Origin of the sequence: Peterkaempfera bronchialis (assembly GCF_003258605.2) — a bacterium.
GTDB classification, from domain to species: domain Bacteria; phylum Actinomycetota; class Actinomycetes; order Streptomycetales; family Streptomycetaceae; genus Peterkaempfera; species Peterkaempfera bronchialis.
This window is the reverse complement of the sequence record NZ_CP031264.1, coordinates 354,231-371,248: the sequence shown is the minus strand read 5'-3', so window position 1 is coordinate 371,248 and position 17,018 is coordinate 354,231. Positions and strand designations below refer to the sequence as shown.

At 73.9% G+C, this 17,018-nt stretch carries 18 protein-coding genes and 1 pseudogene; 10 read left to right on the top strand and 9 right to left on the bottom strand.

The window, feature by feature from the left end:
* Positions 1–14 precede the first annotated feature (14 nt).
* From C7M71_RS01600 to C7M71_RS01590, 3 genes are read right to left on the bottom strand one after another with little or no spacing between them, the layout of a single operon-like run.
* On the bottom strand, positions 15–1,721 hold the full coding sequence (locus C7M71_RS01600; RefSeq protein WP_111492034.1) for an urease subunit alpha: 1,707 nt from the start codon (positions 1,719–1,721) through the stop codon (positions 15–17).
* Position 1,722: 1 nt separating this feature from the next.
* Positions 1,723–2,061, bottom strand: a complete 339-nt coding sequence (ureB, locus tag C7M71_RS01595) for an urease subunit beta (protein ID WP_111492035.1) — start codon at positions 2,059–2,061, stop codon at positions 1,723–1,725.
* Positions 2,058–2,360: an urease subunit gamma gene (locus C7M71_RS01590; protein WP_111492051.1), complete on the bottom strand. Its 303-nt coding sequence runs from the start codon at positions 2,358–2,360 to the stop codon at positions 2,058–2,060. Before C7M71_RS01590 ends, ureB begins: the two co-directional genes overlap by 4 nt.
* A 262-nt stretch (positions 2,361–2,622) precedes the next feature.
* Between C7M71_RS01590 and C7M71_RS01585 the strand changes: the two genes are divergently transcribed.
* Positions 2,623–3,546 carry a DUF4231 domain-containing protein gene (locus C7M71_RS01585; RefSeq protein ID WP_111492036.1) on the top strand — a complete coding sequence of 308 codons (924 nt, stop codon included), beginning with the start codon at positions 2,623–2,625 and terminating at the stop codon, positions 3,544–3,546.
* A gap of 37 nt (positions 3,547–3,583) precedes the next feature.
* Here the strand turns inward: C7M71_RS01585 and C7M71_RS01580 are convergent, their stop codons facing one another.
* The gene (locus C7M71_RS01580; protein WP_111492037.1) at positions 3,584–3,913 is read right to left on the bottom strand and encodes a trypsin-like serine peptidase; all 330 of its coding nucleotides are present in this window, start codon (positions 3,911–3,913) and stop codon (positions 3,584–3,586) included.
* Positions 3,914–4,120: 207 nt separating this feature from the next.
* On the opposite strand from C7M71_RS01580, the gene C7M71_RS01575 reads away from it, so the two are divergent.
* The 5 genes from C7M71_RS01575 to C7M71_RS01555 are packed head-to-tail and all read left to right on the top strand — an operon-like array spanning position 4,121 to position 9,258.
* Positions 4,121–5,044, top strand: a complete 924-nt coding sequence (locus tag C7M71_RS01575; RefSeq protein ID WP_111492038.1) for an ABC transporter substrate-binding protein — start codon at positions 4,121–4,123, stop codon at positions 5,042–5,044.
* 20 nt (positions 5,045–5,064) lie between these two features.
* Positions 5,065–6,012 carry an amino acid ABC transporter permease gene (locus C7M71_RS01570; protein ID WP_111492039.1) on the top strand — a complete coding sequence of 316 codons (948 nt, stop codon included), beginning with the start codon at positions 5,065–5,067 and terminating at the stop codon, positions 6,010–6,012.
* Positions 6,013–6,020: 8 nt separating this feature from the next.
* Positions 6,021–6,782 (top strand): amino acid ABC transporter ATP-binding protein, encoded by a 762-nt coding sequence (locus tag C7M71_RS01565; protein WP_162824510.1) that lies wholly within the window; start codon positions 6,021–6,023, stop codon positions 6,780–6,782.
* A complete protein-coding gene (locus tag C7M71_RS01560; protein WP_111492041.1) occupies positions 6,782–8,416 on the top strand; it encodes an N-acyl-D-amino-acid deacylase family protein in 1,635 nt (544 codons plus the stop codon). Before C7M71_RS01565 ends, C7M71_RS01560 begins: the two co-directional genes overlap by 1 nt.
* Positions 8,413–9,258 carry a serine hydrolase gene (locus tag C7M71_RS01555; protein ID WP_111492042.1) on the top strand — a complete coding sequence of 282 codons (846 nt, stop codon included), beginning with the start codon at positions 8,413–8,415 and terminating at the stop codon, positions 9,256–9,258. Before C7M71_RS01560 ends, C7M71_RS01555 begins: the two co-directional genes overlap by 4 nt.
* A gap of 40 nt (positions 9,259–9,298) precedes the next feature.
* Here the strand turns inward: C7M71_RS01555 and C7M71_RS01550 are convergent, their stop codons facing one another.
* From C7M71_RS01550 to C7M71_RS01530, 5 genes are all read right to left on the bottom strand, one after another.
* Positions 9,299–10,222 carry a LysR family transcriptional regulator gene (locus C7M71_RS01550; RefSeq protein WP_111492043.1) on the bottom strand — a complete coding sequence of 308 codons (924 nt, stop codon included), beginning with the start codon at positions 10,220–10,222 and terminating at the stop codon, positions 9,299–9,301.
* Positions 10,223–10,231: 9 nt separating this feature from the next.
* Complete coding sequence (gene lysA / locus C7M71_RS01545) at positions 10,232–11,590, bottom strand: diaminopimelate decarboxylase (RefSeq protein WP_229758466.1); 1,359 nt, start codon at positions 11,588–11,590, stop codon at positions 10,232–10,234.
* A 147-nt stretch (positions 11,591–11,737) separates the two neighbouring features.
* Entirely contained in the window at positions 11,738–11,944 is a 207-nt protein-coding gene (locus C7M71_RS01540) for a hypothetical protein (protein ID WP_111492045.1), read from the bottom strand.
* 147 nt (positions 11,945–12,091) lie between these two features.
* Positions 12,092–13,147: a DUF5954 family protein gene (locus tag C7M71_RS01535; RefSeq protein ID WP_111492046.1), complete on the bottom strand. Its 1,056-nt coding sequence runs from the start codon at positions 13,145–13,147 to the stop codon at positions 12,092–12,094.
* Positions 13,148–13,233: 86 nt separating this feature from the next.
* Positions 13,234–13,734 carry an inorganic diphosphatase gene (locus tag C7M71_RS01530; RefSeq protein ID WP_111492047.1) on the bottom strand — a complete coding sequence of 167 codons (501 nt, stop codon included), beginning with the start codon at positions 13,732–13,734 and terminating at the stop codon, positions 13,234–13,236.
* Between the two features lie 408 nt (positions 13,735–14,142).
* Here C7M71_RS01530 and C7M71_RS01525 point away from each other — a divergent pair, with 408 nt between their 5' ends.
* From C7M71_RS01525 to C7M71_RS01510, 4 genes and pseudogenes are all read left to right on the top strand, one after another.
* Positions 14,143–14,706, top strand: coding sequence for a fluoride efflux transporter FluC (locus C7M71_RS01525; protein ID WP_111492048.1), 564 nt, complete (start codon positions 14,143–14,145; stop codon positions 14,704–14,706).
* Positions 14,707–14,792: 86 nt separating this feature from the next.
* Positions 14,793–15,110: a DUF190 domain-containing protein gene (locus C7M71_RS01520; protein WP_229759029.1), complete on the top strand. Its 318-nt coding sequence runs from the start codon at positions 14,793–14,795 to the stop codon at positions 15,108–15,110.
* Positions 15,110–15,478 (top strand): fluoride efflux transporter CrcB, encoded by a 369-nt coding sequence (gene crcB, locus C7M71_RS01515; RefSeq protein ID WP_111492050.1) that lies wholly within the window; start codon positions 15,110–15,112, stop codon positions 15,476–15,478. Before C7M71_RS01520 ends, crcB begins: the two co-directional genes overlap by 1 nt.
* Positions 15,479–15,545: 67 nt before the next feature.
* Positions 15,546–16,928 (top strand): annotated as a pseudogene (locus C7M71_RS01510) (amidohydrolase family protein); the annotation flags it as partial.
* Positions 16,929–17,018 lie beyond the last annotated feature (90 nt).

Genomic DNA, 17,018 nt, shown 5'->3' with positions numbered 1-17,018 from the left:
GCAGCCGCCTGCCATCAGAACAGGTTGTACCGCTGGGCGAGCGGCAGTTCGGTGGCCGGTGCCGGCTCGACCAGCTCGCCGTCGATGCGGATCGCAAAGGTCTCGGGGTCGACCTCGATGTCGGGCAGCGCCGTGTTGTTCGGCAGGTCGGCCTTGCCGAGGGCGCGGGTGGGCCGGACCGGGACGAGGTCGCGGACCAGGCCGAGCCGGTCGGCCAGGCCGTCCTCCAGGGCCGCGGGCGCCACAAAGGAGACCGACAGATGCGGTGCGGCGGCGGCTGCCGTGGAGGGGCGCAGCAGCACCGGCTGGGTGGTGGGGATCGCCGCGTTGGGGTCGCCGACCGGCGCGTACACCACCATGCCGCCCTTGAGGACGGCGGCGGGCCGGATGCCGAAGAACGCCGGGTCCCAGAGCACCAGGTCGGCCAGCTTGCCGGGTTCCACCGAACCCACCAGGTGGTCGATGCCATGCGCCACGGCGGGGCAGATCGTGTACTTGGCGACATAGCGGCGGGCCCGGGCGTTGTCGGCCGGCAGCCCGCCGCCGTCCCGGTCGCCGAACCGGGCCTTCATCACATGGGCGACCTGCCAGGTGCGGCAGACCACCTCGCCGATCCGGCCCATGGCGTGGGCGTCGGAGGAGGTGATGGAGAGCGCGCCCAGGTCGTGCAGCACATCCTCGGCGGCGATGGTGGTGGCGCGGATCCGCGACTCGGCGAAGGCCAGGTCCTCCGGGATGCGGGGGTTGAGGTGGTGGCAGACCATCAGCATGTCGAGGTGCTCGGCGACGGTGTTGACGGTGTGCGGCAGCGTCGGGTTGGTGGACGCGGGGAGCACATGCGGGTACGAGGCGACCGTGATGATGTCGGGGGCGTGCCCGCCGCCCGCGCCCTCGGTGTGGAAGACATGGATGCCGCGCCCGGCGATGGCCGCCAGGGTGCCTTCGACATAGCCGGTCTCATTGAGGCTGTCGGCGTGCAGGGCCACCTGGAGGCCGTAGCGGTCGGCGGCCCGCAGCGCGGCGTCGATGGCGGCCGGGGTGGCGCCCCAGTCCTCGTGCACCTTGTAGCCGCCGGCTCCGGCGAGCGCCTGCTCGCGCAGCGCCTCCTGGCCGACGGTGCTGCCCTTGCCGAAGAGCAGCACATTGAGCGGCAGCCGGTCCAGCGCCCGGTGCATCATCGCCAGGGAGCGGGCGCCGGGCGTCACCGTGGTCGCCTTGGACGCCTCGGTGGGCCCGGTACCGCCGCCGACCACGGTGGTCGTACCGGTGGCCAGCGCCTCATGGAGGGTGTGCGGGACGAGCAGGTGCACATGGGTGTCGACGGTCCCGGCGGTGAGGATGCGGCCCTCGCCGGAGACCACGTCGGTGCCTGGGCCGATGATCAGATCGGGGTGGACGCCGTCGCTGATGTCCGGGTTGCCGGAGCGGCCGAGCGCCACGATCCGCCCGTCGCGCACGCCGACGTCCGCCTTGACGACGCCCCAGTGGTCCAGCACCACCGCATTGGTGACGACCAGGTCGAGGGCGCCGGCCGCCCGGGGTGTGGTGGCCTGCGCCATCGACTCGCGGATCGACTTGCCGCCGCCGAACACCGCCTCGTCGCCGCCGAAGCAGCGGTCCTCCTCGACCTCGATCCACAGGTCGGTGTCGCCGAGCCGCACCCGGTCGCCGGTGGTGGGCCCGTACAGGGCCGCGTATGCCTCCCGTGTCAGCTGCGCCACGTCACGCCTCCTCCTTGCCGTCCTCGTCGCCGTCCCCGTCGCCCCGGTCCGGGCGCACCACGATCCCGGGCACGGTCCGCCGCCCGCCGAGCTCCACCAGCGGGACCTCGATGCCCACGCCGGGCTCGAAGCGCAGCGATGTCCCGGACGGGATGTCCAGCCGGAATCCCCGGGCCGCCGCGCGGTCGAAAGACAGCGCGGGATTCGCGTCGGCGAAATGCAGATGCGATCCCACCTGAATAGGGCGGTCCCCGTTGTTCTCCACGACGAGTGCGCGCGCCGCGCGGGTGCCATTGAGGGTCAGAATTCCGGACCCGGTGCGCACCTCCCCGGGGATCACGGGATCGGGGCGGTGATCGTGACCAGCTTGCGCCCGTCGGGGAACGTCGCCTCGACCTGGACGTCGTGCAGCATCTCCGGGACGCCTTCCAGCACGTCGTCGCGGGTCAGCACGGTCCTGCCCTGCGCCATCAGATCGCTGACCCGGGCTCCTTCGCGGGCCCGCTCCAGCGCCCAGCAGGAGAGCAGGGCGACCGCCTCGGGATAGTTGAGGCGGACTCCGCGCTCCCGCCGGTCGCGCGCCACCATTCCGGCCACGCAGAGCAGTAGTTTCTCCGTGTCGGACGGAGTGAGAAGCATGGAAACCTCCACGGCGGCGGTCCGCGCCATATTCGGGACCGCACATGCCACGCTCCTCTTATAGACCTCAGCATGAGGCGACGGCAACTCGAATCGCCCGGCAAAATATCTGTTTCCACTGTTATGACCCGCTAAATACGGTCAAAACGGTACATATCTCCGCCTTCGCCGGGCCGCGCCCGGCATGTCCGCCCAGGGGGCTGCGTAACGAAGTCGAGCGCGGGCATACTGCCGGGAGGCTCATCTGAGGGGGATTCAACAGATGGTGCGACAGGACCCGCCGGGAGTCGACGAGGCACGACTGCTGCCCGAGCCGTTCTGGACGGCCGACCGGGCCTCCGTGCAGGGCCGCCGGCTGACCGTGCGCTGGTACCGGGGGCAGATCGTGCTGCTGGTGGTGGCGGCGGTCATCGCCGCCGTGCCCGGCCCCGCGCACAGCGGCGACAGCGACATCGCCCCGCTCTTCTCGGTCGCCGCCTTTGTGGTCGCGGGATACTGCTGGTACCGGCTGCGGCAGGGCAACCCGCAGCGGCGCTGGCACGAGGCCCGGGCGGCGGCGGAGTCGGTGAAGGCCCTGGCCTGGAAGTACACCGTCCGGGCCCGGCCGTTCGAGGGCGAGGCGGAGTCGGCCGAGACGGACCAGGAGTATCTGCGGCAGGTGGGCGAGGTCCTGCTGGCCTTCGAGGACGCCGTGGTGCTGCCGCCGGACGCGGTGCCCGGGATCACCGAGGAGATGCGCCGGCTGCGGGCGGCCGGGCTGTCCGCCCGGCGCGGCCTCTATCTGCGGTCCCGGGTGGAGGGCCAGCGCAACTGGTACCGCGACCGGGCCGCCGCCTATGAGTCCCAGTCGGTCTCCTGGGGGCTCGGTACGGCCGCGCTGATCATCGTGGGCGGGGCGGCGGCGGTCGCCCAGGCGACCGGGGCGCTCTCCGTACACCTCTTCGGCACCTGCGCCGCCGCTGCCGCCGCGATCATCGCCTGGACCCAGCTGACCCAGCTCCGGCCGCTGGCCACCACCTACCGGCTGGCCGCCAGGGAACTCGACCTGGTCCGGCAGCGGCTCTCCGACCTCACCCTCACCGGACCCGACGCCGAGACGCGCTGGTCCGAACTCTCCGCCGACGCCGAGGACGCGGTGTCGCGGGAGCACACCACCTGGCGGGCCAAGCGCGCCTTCCCCCGGTGAGCCCCGCCCAGGTGAGACCGGTCCTCATGGGTCAGGCTCAGCCGCCCTGGGCGACGGCCCGCTCGTAGAGGGTCCGGACGTCGGCGCCGAAGTACGCGCTGTACGAGACGTCCGGGGAGTCGCCGCCCCGCTGGTGGCCGCCGATGACGCCGATGACATACCCGGTGCGGGTGCGGGGGTCGATCTCGGTGATCCACGGGCTGCCGCTGGTGCCGCCGGTGTACCCGGTGCAGGGCAGCCGCATCTGGTGCGGGTCCTGCTGCGCCGAGCGGCCGATGCAGGAGATCGGCTCCTGCCCGCCGGCCGGATAGAGCCCTGCGGCCGCAGCCGCCAGGGAGGGCCACCGCCCGATCGGTCCGACCGCCATCCGCGCTCCTGTCACAGCTGCCCCTTCCCTCGCGCACCCGCAGTCCGCTCCCGGCGGTGGGCCCGCGCGGCGGGAGCCGGGGGTGTGGAGCGCCGGGGACGAGCCGTACAGAAATGGATGCTCAGGCGTCAATAGCTTCATCATCTTCCGTTCACCGAGGCCCGGCTGCCAGCATCGGCGCACCGTCACCGCGTGAGGGAGAAACCGATGAACCGCCCCCGTCCTCTGCGCTGTCTGGCCGCCCTGGCACTGGTCGCCCTGACGGCCACCTCCTGCGGGCGCTCCGACCAGGGCAGCGCCCCGGCCGCCGGCGGCCCCCAGAGCGCCGGCTCCAACGCCGCCGGCGCCAGCGCCACCGCCTCCAACGGCGCCGCCCAGACCGCCGCCGACCTGCTCCCGGCGAAGTACCGGCAGGGTGGTGTGCTGCGCGTCGCCACGGCGGTCGGCTACCCCCCGATGGAGATGTACAAGTCCGGCACCACCGAGCTGACCGGCGTCGACCCGGACCTCGCCCAGGCCATCGCCCAGCGGCTCGGGCTCAGGCTGGAGCTCACCAACGCCGCCTTCGACGGCCTGATCCCGGGCCTCCAGGCGGGCCGGTTCGACCTGGTGATGTCCTCCATGACCGACAGCGAGCAGCGCCGCCAGGCCGTCGACTTCGTCGACTACTTCCGCACCGGCGGCGTCATCATGACCAGGAAGGGCAACCCGGAGGGGCTGAAGTCCCTGGCGGACCTCTGCGGCAAGCCCGTGGTGCTGGCCAAGGGCAGCTCCAACCTGGACATCGGCGAGCAGCAGAACGCCAAGTGCCCGACCAGGATGAGGATCTCGCAGAGCGAGGACGCCCCCACCGGGCTGCTCCAGCTGGACAGCGGACGCGCCGTCGCGACCATCGTCGACTACCCCGTCGCCCAGCTGTTTGTGCAGAAGGGCGCGTATGAGGTGCTGCCGACCCAGTACGGCACCGCGCCCTGGGGCATCGCCGTGGCGAAGAACGAGAGCGGTCTGCGCGACTCCGTGCAGAAGGCCCTCCAGGACCTGATCGACCAGGGCGAGTACCGCAGGATCCTGGACACCTGGAAGGTCGGCGGCAGCGCCGTGCCCCGGGCCACCGTCAACGGCGGGCAGTGAACCCGGCGGTGAACACGGATATGAGACCCCATCAGGCAGCGGCACCGGCCGCCGACGGCGCGACCCGGCCGGAAGACCTCTCCCTCCAGGTGTCCCGGCGCCCCCGCCCCGGACGCTGGCTCGCCGTCCTCGCCGCCGCCTTCTTCGCGGTCTGGCTCGGCTACACCATCGTCGTCAACCCCAATCTGCACTGGGACGTCATCGCCCGCTACCAGTTCGACCGGGTCGTCCTGGAGGGCCTCTGGGTGACCGTGCAGCTCACCCTGATCTCGCAGGCCGTCGGCATCGGCATCGGCGTGGTCGCCGCCGTGATGCAGCTCTCCGAGAGCCCCGTGCTGCGGCTGATGGCCGGGGCGTACACCTGGTTCTTCCGGGGCACCCCGCTGCTGGTCCAACTGATCTTCTGGTTCAACCTGGCGCTGCTCTTCCCGGAGATCAGCATCGGCGTGCCGTTCGACGGACCCAAGCTGATCAGCTGGCAGTCCAACCAGGTCATCACCGGATTCGTGGCGGCGCTGCTGGGCCTCTCCATCAACGAGGGCGCCTATATGGCCGAGATCGTCCGGGCCGGCATCCAGAGCGTGGACCCCGGCCAGCGGGAGGCCGGCGCCTCCATCGGCATGTCCAACCGGCAGATCCTGACCAGGGTCGTGCTGCCGCAGGCGATGCGGGTGATCATCCCGCCGTTCGGCAACCAGTTCATCTCCATGCTCAAGACCACCTCGCTGGTCTCGGTCATCGCCGGCGCCGACCTGATGACCGTCTCCCAGCACCTCTACCTGGCCAACTTCGAGGTGATCGCCCTGCTGGTGGTCGCCTCCCTCTGGTACCTGGTGCTCACCACCATCGCCAGCCTCGCCCAGCACGCCGTCGAGCGCCGGTTCAGCCCCGGCGCCGCCCCGCCGCTGCGGCGCAGGGTGCTGGCCAACCTCCTGCCCGGGCGCCTCACCAAGGGGACGGCACAGTGAACGACGTGATCCTCGCGGCGCGCGGGGTCCGCAAGCGGTTCGGCGACACCGAAGTGCTGCGCGGCATCGACCTGGAGGTCCGCGCCGGTGAAGTGCTCTGCATCATCGGACCGTCCGGATCCGGCAAGTCCACCCTGCTGCGCTGCTTCAACCACCTGGAGCGGATCGACGCCGGGCGGATCCGGGTCGACGGCGAACTGGTCGGCTACGAGCCGCACGGCCCGTCCGGGGAGCGGCTGCGCGAGCGGCGCCCACGCGACATCCGCCGGCAGCGCGAGCGGATCGGCATGGTGTTCCAGCGGTTCCACCTCTTCCCGCACCGCACCGCGGTGCAGAACGTCATGGAGGGGCCGGTCGCGGTCAAGGGCCTCAGCCGCGCCCAGGCCGAGCGGCAGGCCCGCGAGCTGCTGGACCGCGTCGGACTGGCCGACCGGGCCGACCACTACCCCGACCGGCTCTCCGGCGGCCAGCAGCAGCGGGTCGCCATCGCCCGGGCGCTGGCCATGCAGCCGACGCTGATGCTCTTCGACGAGCCCACCTCCGCACTCGACCCCGAACTCGTCGGCGAGGTCCTCGGCGTGATGCGCGACCTGGCCCGCAGCGGCATGACGATGATCGTGGTCACCCATGAGATGGGCTTCGCCCGGGAGGTCGCCGACCGCGTCCTCTTCATGGACCAGGGCGCCGTCGTCGAGGCCGGGCACCCCGACGAGGTCTTCACCGCCCCGCGGCACGACCGCACGCGGGCCTTCCTCTCCACGGTGCTGTGATGGGGAGCCCCGTCGAACTGCTGCTGCGCGGCGGCACCCTGGTGGACGGCACCGGCGCCCCCGGCAGGCCCGCCGACCTCGCCGTCGCCGACGGACGGATCACCGTACTCCCGCCGGGCAGCGCGGTCGCCGCCGCCGAGACCGTGGACGCCACCGGACAGATCGTCACCCCCGGCTTCATCGATGTACACACCCACTCCGACGCCCTGGCCGCCCCCCACGGCGGCGCACCGCCCGGCGGCCCCGAGGCGGCCGAGGCGATCGAGCAACTGCGGCTGGCGCCGCTGCTCCAGGGCGTCACCACCGAGATCAGCGGCAACTGCGGCACCAGCCTCTTCCCCGCACTGCCGGAGCGGCTGCCGGACCTCGCCGCCCATCTGCGGGTGACCTTCGGCACCGGACCCGTCCAGCCCGCCGAGGACTTCGACGCCTTCGCCGCCGGGCAGCGCCCGGAACTGCGGCGCACCCACCTGGCCTCACTGGTCGGCCATGGCACGCTCCGCGCCGGAGTGATGGGCTTCGCCGCCCGTCCGCCCCGGCCCGAGGAGCTGGCCGCCATGTGCGCACTGCTCGACCGGGCCCTGGCCCAGGGCGCGGCCGGCCTCTCCACCGGACTGATCTACCCGCCCGGCACCTACGCCGACACCGACGAGATCGTCGCGCTGGCCCGCGTCGCCGCCCGCCACGGCAAGCCCTATGTGACCCATCTGCGCGACGAGATGTCCCAGGTGGAGACCGCCCTGGAGGAGGCCCTGGAGATCGCGGTACGCTCCGGCGCCCCACTCCAGGTCTCCCACCACAAGACGGCGGGCCGCCACGCCTGGGGCGCCACCCTGCGCACCCTGCCCCGGCTGGAGCAGGCCCGCGCCGACGGCGTGGACGTGCTCTGCGACGTGTACCCCTACACTGCGGGCAGCACCGTGCTGCACGCCATGCTCCCGCCGTGGACCAGCGACGGCGGCGTCGCCGCCCTGCTGGAGCGGCTGCCCCGGCCGGAGGTGCGCGACCGCATCCGGGCGGACATCGCAGGCGGCGTCAACGGCTGGGAGAACACCATCGGCAACGGAGGCTGGGACCTCATCGCGGTGGCCGCCGCCCCCGGGCACCCCGAGGCCGAAGGGCGCCGCATCGCCGACCTGGCCGCCGAGCGCGGGCTGGACCCGGTGGACTACGTCTGCGACCTGCTGCTGGCCGCGCGCGGCGAGGTGACCATCATCAGCCACTCCATGCGCGAGGACGACGTCCGCCGGGTGCTGGCCAGTCCGCTGTCGATGATCGGCTCGGACGGCGTCCCCAAACCCGGCCGACCGCACCCCCGCTGGGCCGGCAGCTTCGCCCGGGTGCTCGGCCACTACGGCCGCGACCAGCGGCTGCTGCCACTGGAACGCGCCGTACACAAGATGACCGGCCTGCCCGCCGGGCGGTTCGGGCTCTCCGGGCGCGGTGTGATCCGGGACGGCGCGCTCGCCGACCTGGTCGTCCTCGACCCGGCGGCGGTCCGCGACACCGCGACCTTCGACCACCCGCTGCGCGCCCCCGAGGGCGTCGACACCGTCGTGGTGGCGGGCCGGGTCGCCGTCCGCCACGGCCGCCCGACCGGCGTACGGGCCGGAGCGGTGGTGAGGGTCCGATGAGCCTGGACCAGGTGGCCGCCGCCGCCCGGCGCTCCGCCGCACTGCCGCTCACCCTGGCCGTGGCCGCCGTCGACGTCGACGGCGGCCGGACGGTGGGCGTCGACGACACCGCCGTACTCCCGGTCGCCAGCGCCTCCAAGCTGCTGCTGCTCGCCGAGGTGTCCCGCCGGCTGGACAGCGGCGAGCTGCGCGCGGACCAGGTCGTCGACATCCCCGACCAGGACGTGGCGGGCGGCACCGGCCTGCTGCGGCGGCTGGGGCGGCGCGGCTGGACGGTGGAGGACCTGGCCTGGCTCACCGCCTCGGTCAGCGACAACACCGCCACCAACGCGCTGCTGCGGCTGGTCGGCCGCCCGGCCACCGCCCGGCTGGCACGGCAGCTCGGGCTCGACCACCTCACCCTGCACGACAGCGTCCGGGATGTGCGCGGCCCGGACGTGCCACCGGTCTTCGCCACCGGCACCGCACGGGACCTGGCCCGGCTGGTGGCGCTCACGGTACGCGGCACCATGGCCTCCCCGGCGGCCTCCGGACGGCTGCTGGAGTGGATGCGGTCCAACACCGACCACGGCCTGGTACCCGCCCTGATCGGGCACGACCCATACGCCCCGTGCTTCCCCGACCCGCTCCCCGGCGGGCTGCTGGTGGCCAACAAGACCGGTACCGACACCGGGGTCCGCGCCGACGCCGGCGTCATCATCGGGGCCCGCCGGGTGGCCTATGCCGTGGTGGCGCACTGGGACGTCGCCCTGGGGCCGAGCACGGAGCGGGCGGCGGTGCACGCCATCAGGGACGTCGGCCGGACCCTCGCCGCCTGCGCCCACCGCCCCGCCCCCGGGTGACGCCGGCGCGCGGGGCCTTCGGGGCGGGTGGACGCGGCGGTCAGGACCACTGCATCCCCAGCAGCGACCGGATCTCCCCGGCGGCCGACCGCAACTCGCTGAGGAAGGCTTGCAGCACCGGGTTGCGGTTGGTCGCACGGGTGGCCACACCGATACGCCGGTGCAGCTGGGGGTGGTCCAGACGGCAGACATGTACGCCCGCCGTGTCGCCGAGACCCAGCGCCGGGACCAGCGCCACGCCCATGCCCGCCCGGGCCAGATTGATGGTGACCTGGTAGTGGTCGCTGCGGCACCGCACCCGGGGCCGGAACCCCTCGGCCGCGCACGCGCGCTCCAGCACCGGTTCGCCGGTGCTGCCGCCATGGGTGCCGATCCAGCTCTCGCCCTCCAGCTCGGCCAGCCGGACCACACTGCGCCGCCCCAGCCGATGCCGCAGCGGCACCACCACCAGCTGCGGCTCGTCAAAGAACATCCGCACCTCCACGGCCGCCTGGCGGCACCAGGGGTCCAGCGGATGCTCGAAGACGACCGCCGCGTCCAGCCGACCCGCCTCCAGATCGGGCACCAGCTCATGCGGCTGGCCCAGGATCAGCTCCAGCTCCACCTGCGGCCGCTGCGCAGCGAAGGACGCCAGCGCCCGGGGCAGCAGGTCCAGACCGGAGGAGGCGAAGAAGCCGAGGCGCAGCACCCCCGACTCGCCCTCGGAGTGCGCCCGCAGATCGTCCTGGGCGACGGCCATCAGATCCGCGATGGCCTGCGCATGCTCGGCCAGCCGTACACCCGCCGCCGTCAGCCGCAGGCTCTGCGGCGCCCGCTCCACCAGCGGCACGCCCAACTCCTGCTCCAGCCGGGCGAGCTGGTGCGAGATCGCGGACGGGCTCAGATGCAGGGCCTGGGCCGCAGCCACGATGGTGCCCCGGCGGGCGATCTCCAGCAGGACGAGCAGGCGGGCGCTGTTCAGCATCGGGCCAGGCTAGGCCGTGCCCAGGGGCCGGGCAGCCACCAGGTCCCCGCCACCGGACCGCCGCGCTCCGGGCAGCACCCCCGGACCGGCGGGCCCGGCCGGGCCGTCGGCGTCCAGCCGCAGCAGGTCCTCCTCGGTCTCCCGCCGGACCACGACGCGGGCCGCGCCGTCCCGGACGAAGACCACGGCGGGGCGCGGCAGCTTGTTGTAGTTGGACGCCATCGCATAGCCGTACGCACCGGTGACCGGCGTGGCCAGCAGGTCCGACACCCGCAGGTCGGCGGGGAGCGCCGCCTCGTCGATGATCACATCGCCGCTCTCGCAGTGCTTGCCGACCAGCCGCGCCCGCAGCGGCCGGTCCGCGCGGGGGCTGCGCGGCAGAAACGCCTCGTAGCGGCTGCCGTACAGGGCGGGGCGGAGGTTGTCGCTCATCCCGCCGTCCACGCTGACATAGGTCCGTACGCCCTCGATCCGCTTGATCGTGCCCACCCGGTAGAGGGTGAGCCCCGCCCGGGCGGCGATCGAACGGCCCGGCTCCACGCCGACCTGGCCGTCCCAGCCGGCGCCGCGCACCGCGGCATGCACCCGCGCGGCCCAGTCGGCGAACGACGGCACGCTCTGCCCCGCCTCGTACGCGACCCCCAACCCGCCGCCGACGGTGAGCCGGCGCCCCGGTACCCCGGCCGCGAACCGTGCGACGGCGGCGGCCCCGGCGGCGAGCTCCCGGGCGTCCAGCACCTGGGAGCCCACATGCGCATGGACGCCCTCCAGCAGCATCGCCGGGGAGTCGGCGGCCCGGCGGGCAGCCCGCTCGGCGGTCCCGCCCGCGAGGCCGAAGCCGAACTTCGAGTCACTGCCGCCGGTCCGGATCGCCTCATGGGCGCCGGCGGCGACACCGGGCGCCACCCGCAGCTGGACCCGGACCACGGGCAGCCGCTCCTCGGCGTGCAGCCGCTCGATCCGGTCCAGCTCGTCGAAGCTGTCCACCACCACATGGCGCACCCCGGCGGACATCGCCGTGCGCAGCTCGGCCTCGTCCTTGTTGCTGCCGTGCAGCACGATCCGGTCGGCCGGTACGCCGGCGCCCAGGGCCGCCCGCAGCTCACCGCCGGAGGCGACATCGAGCAGCAGCCCCTCCTCATGGGCCAGCCGCGCCATGGCCGTGCACAGGAAGGCTTTGGAGGCATAGGCGACATTGCCCGGCCCGAAGGCCGCGACCGCCTCCCGGCAGCGCTGCCGCAACTGCTCCTCGTCATAGACGAAGAGCGGTGTGCCGTGGCACCGCGCGAGATCGGCGAGCAGCACGCCGCCGACGGCCAGCCCCTCGGGGCGGACCTCCGCAGTGAGGGGCAGCAGACCCGCATCCACGGGTGACGAGGCTGACGACGCTGGCGACACAGTTCCTCCCGCACGCTGGTTCGCAGCCATCCTGCGGCCTGGGGGAGGGGTGGGGAAAGCGCATTCTTCCGGCGCTGAGCCTCAGCTATCTCGATGCTGGACGGCGGCGCCTCGGGGTCACGGCGATGACTCGTCCACCCAGACGATCCGCTGGATCACCTGCGCGGGGATGGACATCGGGCGGCCGCCGCCGTCCGGCCGGAAGTGGACCCACCGCCCCTCGATCAGGGCGTCGCCCGTGAAGTGCGTCATCGCCGCCTCAGGCCCGATCGCCTCGCCCTTGCGGCAGTACACGATCGCCCTGGCCCACTCGCTCTTTGCCATGCCTCCAGGGTCGCGGCATCCGGCGGTCGGCTCCAGCGGGGCTGCGCTGTCCGGGACGCGGCCCGGGAGGCCGCTCCGACCAGCAGCGGGCGCCCGGCCCGACCGGTCTGACCGGCCGGGCGCCCGCTGCTCCGCCAGGCGCGGCGGTCAGCCGGAGTCCTTGTCCTCCCCCTCCTCCGCCTCCGCCTCCGCCTCCGCGCGGAGCTGCTGGTCCTGGACGGCGGAGGGCGGATAGGGGACCCAGTCGGACGGGCGGGGCAGCTCCGGCCCGTCGGGGCCGACGCGGACGATGCTCTCGACGCGCACCACCCGGAAGTGGCGGCCCGCCACCTGCGCCTGGTGGTCCCGGGTCGCCCCGAGGCGGTCGGCCTCCCGCGCATATGCGGCCTGCTCGGCCCCGGTCAGGTCCAGCAGGCGCGGGGCGAGGTCGCGCAGATAGTCGGAGAGGCCGTCCCGGGCGGCCTGCGGGGTGGCGCACACCCCGGACATCGGCTCCCACTCCCGACCGGCCTGCCGCTCGGCGACGGCGAACCCGGCCGGCAGCAGCACCACCCCGGGGTGGGTGGTCCGGGCCCGGACGGAGTCGGCGTACACGTCCTCCGGTACCACCTCGCGGGAGTAGGCGAAGTCCAGCAGTTCGGCCCTGAGCACGGCCTCGGACATCCCGGTCGCCCTGGCCGGGTCGATGACAAACCCCTCCGCCCGGTGCGGCGCCCGGGGGTCCTGGCCGTCGGGGTCGGTGGGGCGGGGCGGCTCCGGCCCGTCCGGCCCGAACCGCACCAGCAGGTCCCCCCGGATGACCCGGTAGGCGTCGCCGAGCACGGTCAACTCGTCCAGGGCCTCCCACTCCAGCCGCTTCGACGCCGCCAGATACGCGGCCCGCGCGGCCGGGTCCTCCGTCTCGCGGCCCTGGGTCTTCAGCCGCCACAGCAGTGCGTCGCGGGCCGCCTGCGGGTTGCCCTCCTCCAGCAGCACGATCTCCCACAGCGCGTCGTCCCGCTGCCCGTCGCCGTGCTGCCCGTCGCCGTGCTGCCCGTCGTCCCGCAGTCGGCCGACCGCGAACAGCGGCCCCCTGGCCCGCAGTTCGGGGTAGTCGCCGCGTGCCTCCCACGCCTCCAGGTCCATCAGGTCCGCCACCGGGGAGTCCTGCGGTGCCACCCGGATGACCCGGTGCTCCTCGACCCGCTCACCGTCGTGATCCATGCACCCCAGTGTGCCCACAGGCCGGTACGCCGCGCAGCACTTCGGCCACGGAGCGTCAGATCCGCTGTCCCGTCCGGCTCGCGGCCCTACCCGGCATGCGGCTGCGCGGTGGTGAGCAGCCGCCGGCGGGAGTTGCCGATCTCGGCCTCCGCCTCGGCACGGCCCTCCCAGTGCGACCCCTCGACGGACTTGCCGGGTTCGAGCTCCTTGTACACCTCGAAGAAGTGCTGGATCTCCATCAGGTCGAACGTCGGCAGGTCGCCGATGTCCTGGATCGGATCCGCGCGCAGATCGTCGGCGGGCACGCACAGCACCTTGTCGTCCTCGCCGCGCTCATCGGTCATCCGGAACATCCCCACCGCCCGGCAGCCGATGACCACCCCGGGGAAGACCGGTTCGCCGGTCAGCACCAGCGCGTCCAGCGGATCGCCGTCGGCGCCCAGCGTGCCTTCGATGTAGCCGTAGTCGGCCGGGTAGCGGGTGGAGGTGAACAGCATCCGGTCCAGCCGGATGCGGCCCTGCGCATGGTCCATCTCGTACTTGTTGCGGGACCCCTGGGGGATCTCCACGACCACGTCGAACTCCATGCCTGACTCCTTGCGGTCGCCGGGGCGGCACGGGAGGGGGCCGGTGTGCGTGACCGCTACCGCTCAGGGGAGGGGCTGCCGACGGCGACACCCATCGCCGTACCGCGTCCTCCAGCCTAGGCGCGCGCACCGCGAAGCACTACCGACCCTGCTCGGACCGCCCCCTTCGGTAGAGTGGAGCCGAAGACGGCGGAGGGGCTCGCCTTCAACCGCGACCGCGACCGGTCGCCAACGGTCCCTACCTGATACCTGCTGATGTCCGCAGGCACACCCCCAGGTAGGAGAGGTATGGAGCAGCACTCGCCGTCCGAGCCCCCGCAGCCCGCCGCCGGAGCACCGCCCGTCCCCGCATTCCCACGCGACCCGGCGGACGGCGGCGCGGCGGGCCACACCACGCAAGGAGCGCGGATGCCCCCTGAGACCCTGCCGGTCGACCCCGATGCGGAGCCGCCCCCGAGCCCCCGGCGGGCCCGCCCCTCCTTCCGCCGCACCGCACGGCGCCGCCAGTGGGACATCCTGGCCGCCATCGCCGTCGGCGGCGGGATCGGCAGCGTCGCCCGGTACGGTCTGGCGCAGGCATGGCCCACGCCCCCCGGCGGCTTCCCCTGGGCGACCTTCGCCACCAATGTCAGCGGGAGCTTTCTGCTCGGCCTGCTGATGGTCTATGTACTCGACGTCTGGCCGCCCACCCGCTATGCGCGGCCCTTCCTCGGCGTCGGCGTCCTCGGCGGCTTCACCACCTTCTCCACCTACACCGTGGAACTGCGCGGACTGCTTGCCGCCGGGCACTGGTCCCTCACCGACGCCTATGCCCTCACCAGCCTGATCGCCGGGCTCGGCGCGGTCTGGACCGGTATCGCCGCCGCCCGCAGGGCCGCCCGCCTGCCGGTGCGCCGGGGCCCGAGCCGCCGCAGCCGGTCCGCCTCCTCGGCCGTCCCCCGGCCGACCTCCAGCAAAGGACGCGCCCGATGAGCCCCCACCTGCACCACCGCCACCCGCACGAGGACCCCGCACCCGCCCGTCCGCCCCGCGCACCGCTGCACGGCCCGGCCCTGCGGATGACCGTCTACCTCGGCGACGGCGACCAGTTCGAGCACCGGCCCGTCTACACCGAGATCGTCCACCGCGCCCACCGCGCCGGGCTCGCCGGTGCCAGCGTCTTCCGTGGCATCGAGGGCTTCGGCGCCCACTCCCTGATCCACACCGCCCGCCTGCTCGACCTCGCCGAGGACCTCCCGGTCGCCGTGGTCGTCGTCGACGAGGAGCAGCGCATCCGCGACTTCCTCCCCGAGGTCCGCGAGGTCATCACCCAGGGGCTGATCACCCTCGACACCATCGAGGTGGTCGCCCACCTCACCCCGGAAGGGACGCCCTGATGCCGGTCCTCATGGTCTTCCTCGGCGGCATGATCGGCGCCCCTCTGCGCTATCTCACCGACAAGGCCGTCCAGGCCCGCCACGACAGCGTCTTCCCCTGGGGCACCCTCACCGTCAACATCGCCGGCTCCTTCATCCTCGGCTCCATCGCCGGGGCGGGAGCCGCGCACGGCCTCCCCGCCGACCTCATGCTCTTCCTCGGCACCGGGATCTGCGGCGGCCTCACCACCTTCAGCACCTTCACCTTCGAGACCGTGCGCCTGCTGGAGGACGGCTCGCTCGCCGAAGCCGGCCTCAACGCCCTCGGCAGCCTCCTCCTCGGCCTGGGCGCCGCAGCGGCGGGGTACGCCCTGCTGACCGTGGTGTGAGAACCGGGTCCCGGCGGTCCGGGACCGTCCGCGCCGTGCTTGCCGAACCGGCCGCCCGCCGGGTGAGATGAGCCGCATGGCGATCGTGTTCCGGGACGTCGAACTCGACGGAAGCCGCCGCGCCGACGTCGCGCTCGGCGCCGACGGGCGGGTCCGCGCCGTCGGCCGACTGCGGGCGGGCCCCGGGGACACCGTGGTCGACGGCCGGGGCGGCGCCCTGCTGCCGGGGCTGGCCGACCGCCATCTGCATCTGATGGCATGCGCCGCCGCCCTGGCGTCGGTGGACTGCGGGCCGCCTCGGGTCCGCACCGCCGAGGCCCTGGCGGCTGCGCTGCGCGCCCGCGCCGCGACCACCGCGCCCGGCGGCTGGATCCGGGGGGTCGGCTACCACGAGTCGGTCGCGGGACCGCTGGACCGCGACCGGCTGGACGCCCTGGTGGCCGACCTGCCGGTGCGGGTGCAGCACCGCAGCGGGGCGCTCTGGGCCGTCAACAGCGCGGGGGCCCGCCTGCTGGGGCTGGACGACCCCGCCCGGACGCCCCCGGCCGGCGTCGAGTCGGATGCGGCGGGCCGCGCCATCGGAAGGCTGTGGCGGCTGGACTCCTGGATGCGTGAGCGGCTGGGGCCGCCCGAGCCCCCCGACCTGGCGGCGGTCGGGCGGCTGCTGGCCTCGTACGGTGTCACCGCCGTGACCGATGCGACACCCGACCTGGAGCCGGGCACGGTCGCGGAACTCGCCCGGGCCGCCGGCGACGGGCGGCTGCCGCAGCGCCTCACACTGCTCGGCAGCGGTCCGGGGGAGCAGCCCGTGGACGAGCGGTGGACCCCGGGGCCGTACAAGCTCCAGCCGCCCGACCACGACCCGTGGCCGTACGGCGAACTGCTCGACCGGGTACGGGCGGCGCGGGGGAGCGGCCGGCGGCCGGTCGCGGTGCACTGCGTCACCCGGGAGGCGCTGGTCCTGACGCTGGTGGCGCTGCGGGAGGCCGGTCCGGTGCCCGGCGACCGGATCGAGCACGCGGCCGTCGTCCCGCCGGAGCTGCGGCCGCTGATGCGCGACCTGGGCGTGCGGGTGGTCACCCAGCCGGTCTTCGTCGCCGAGCGGGGGGACGTCTACCTCGCCGAGGTGGATCCTGCCGACCGGCCGCACCTGTACCCGTACGCCTCGCTGCTCGGGGCGGGCATCCCGGTGACCCCCTCCAGCGACGCTCCGTACGGTGGCCTCGACCCCTGGGCGGGGGTGCGGGCGGCGCGCGACCGGCGCACCCCGAGCGGCCGGGTGCTGGGCCCGGCCGAGCGGGTCGGCGCCGGGACGGCGCTGCGGGGTCTGCTCTCCCGGCCCACGGTGCGGCCCGGCGATCCGGCGGACCTGTGCCTGCTGCACGTCCCGTGGCGGGAGGCGTTGTCGCGGCCTGACGCGGGGTTGGTGCGGCTGGTGTTGTGCGGGGGTGTCGTGGTGTTCGGCGGGGGAGGGGTGAGGCGGTGGTGGGTGGCCTTGTGCGCCGGTAGGGCGTGCGGGGTCCGGTGTGGCGCACCGCGA

Coding starts and splice junctions, on each gene's coding strand:
- C7M71_RS01590 (WP_111492051.1), bottom strand. CDS start 2,360: ATGCTTCTCACTCCGTCCGACACGGAGAAACTACTGCTCTGCGTGGCC.
- C7M71_RS01585 (WP_111492036.1), top strand. CDS start 2,623: ATGGTGCGACAGGACCCGCCGGGAGTCGACGAGGCACGACTGCTGCCC.
- C7M71_RS01580 (WP_111492037.1), bottom strand. CDS start 3,913: ATGGCGGTCGGACCGATCGGGCGGTGGCCCTCCCTGGCGGCTGCGGCC.
- C7M71_RS01575 (WP_111492038.1), top strand. CDS start 4,121: ATGAACCGCCCCCGTCCTCTGCGCTGTCTGGCCGCCCTGGCACTGGTC.
- C7M71_RS01570 (WP_111492039.1), top strand. CDS start 5,065: ATGAGACCCCATCAGGCAGCGGCACCGGCCGCCGACGGCGCGACCCGG.
- C7M71_RS01560 (WP_111492041.1), top strand. CDS start 6,782: ATGGGGAGCCCCGTCGAACTGCTGCTGCGCGGCGGCACCCTGGTGGAC.
- C7M71_RS01555 (WP_111492042.1), top strand. CDS start 8,413: ATGAGCCTGGACCAGGTGGCCGCCGCCGCCCGGCGCTCCGCCGCACTG.
- C7M71_RS01550 (WP_111492043.1), bottom strand. CDS start 10,222: ATGCTGAACAGCGCCCGCCTGCTCGTCCTGCTGGAGATCGCCCGCCGG.
- C7M71_RS01540 (WP_111492045.1), bottom strand. CDS start 11,944: ATGGCAAAGAGCGAGTGGGCCAGGGCGATCGTGTACTGCCGCAAGGGC.
- C7M71_RS01535 (WP_111492046.1), bottom strand. CDS start 13,147: ATGGATCACGACGGTGAGCGGGTCGAGGAGCACCGGGTCATCCGGGTG.
- C7M71_RS01530 (WP_111492047.1), bottom strand. CDS start 13,734: ATGGAGTTCGACGTGGTCGTGGAGATCCCCCAGGGGTCCCGCAACAAG.
- C7M71_RS01525 (WP_111492048.1), top strand. CDS start 14,143: ATGCCCCCTGAGACCCTGCCGGTCGACCCCGATGCGGAGCCGCCCCCG.
- C7M71_RS01520 (WP_229759029.1), top strand. CDS start 14,793: ATGACCGTCTACCTCGGCGACGGCGACCAGTTCGAGCACCGGCCCGTC.
- crcB (WP_111492050.1), top strand. CDS start 15,110: ATGCCGGTCCTCATGGTCTTCCTCGGCGGCATGATCGGCGCCCCTCTG.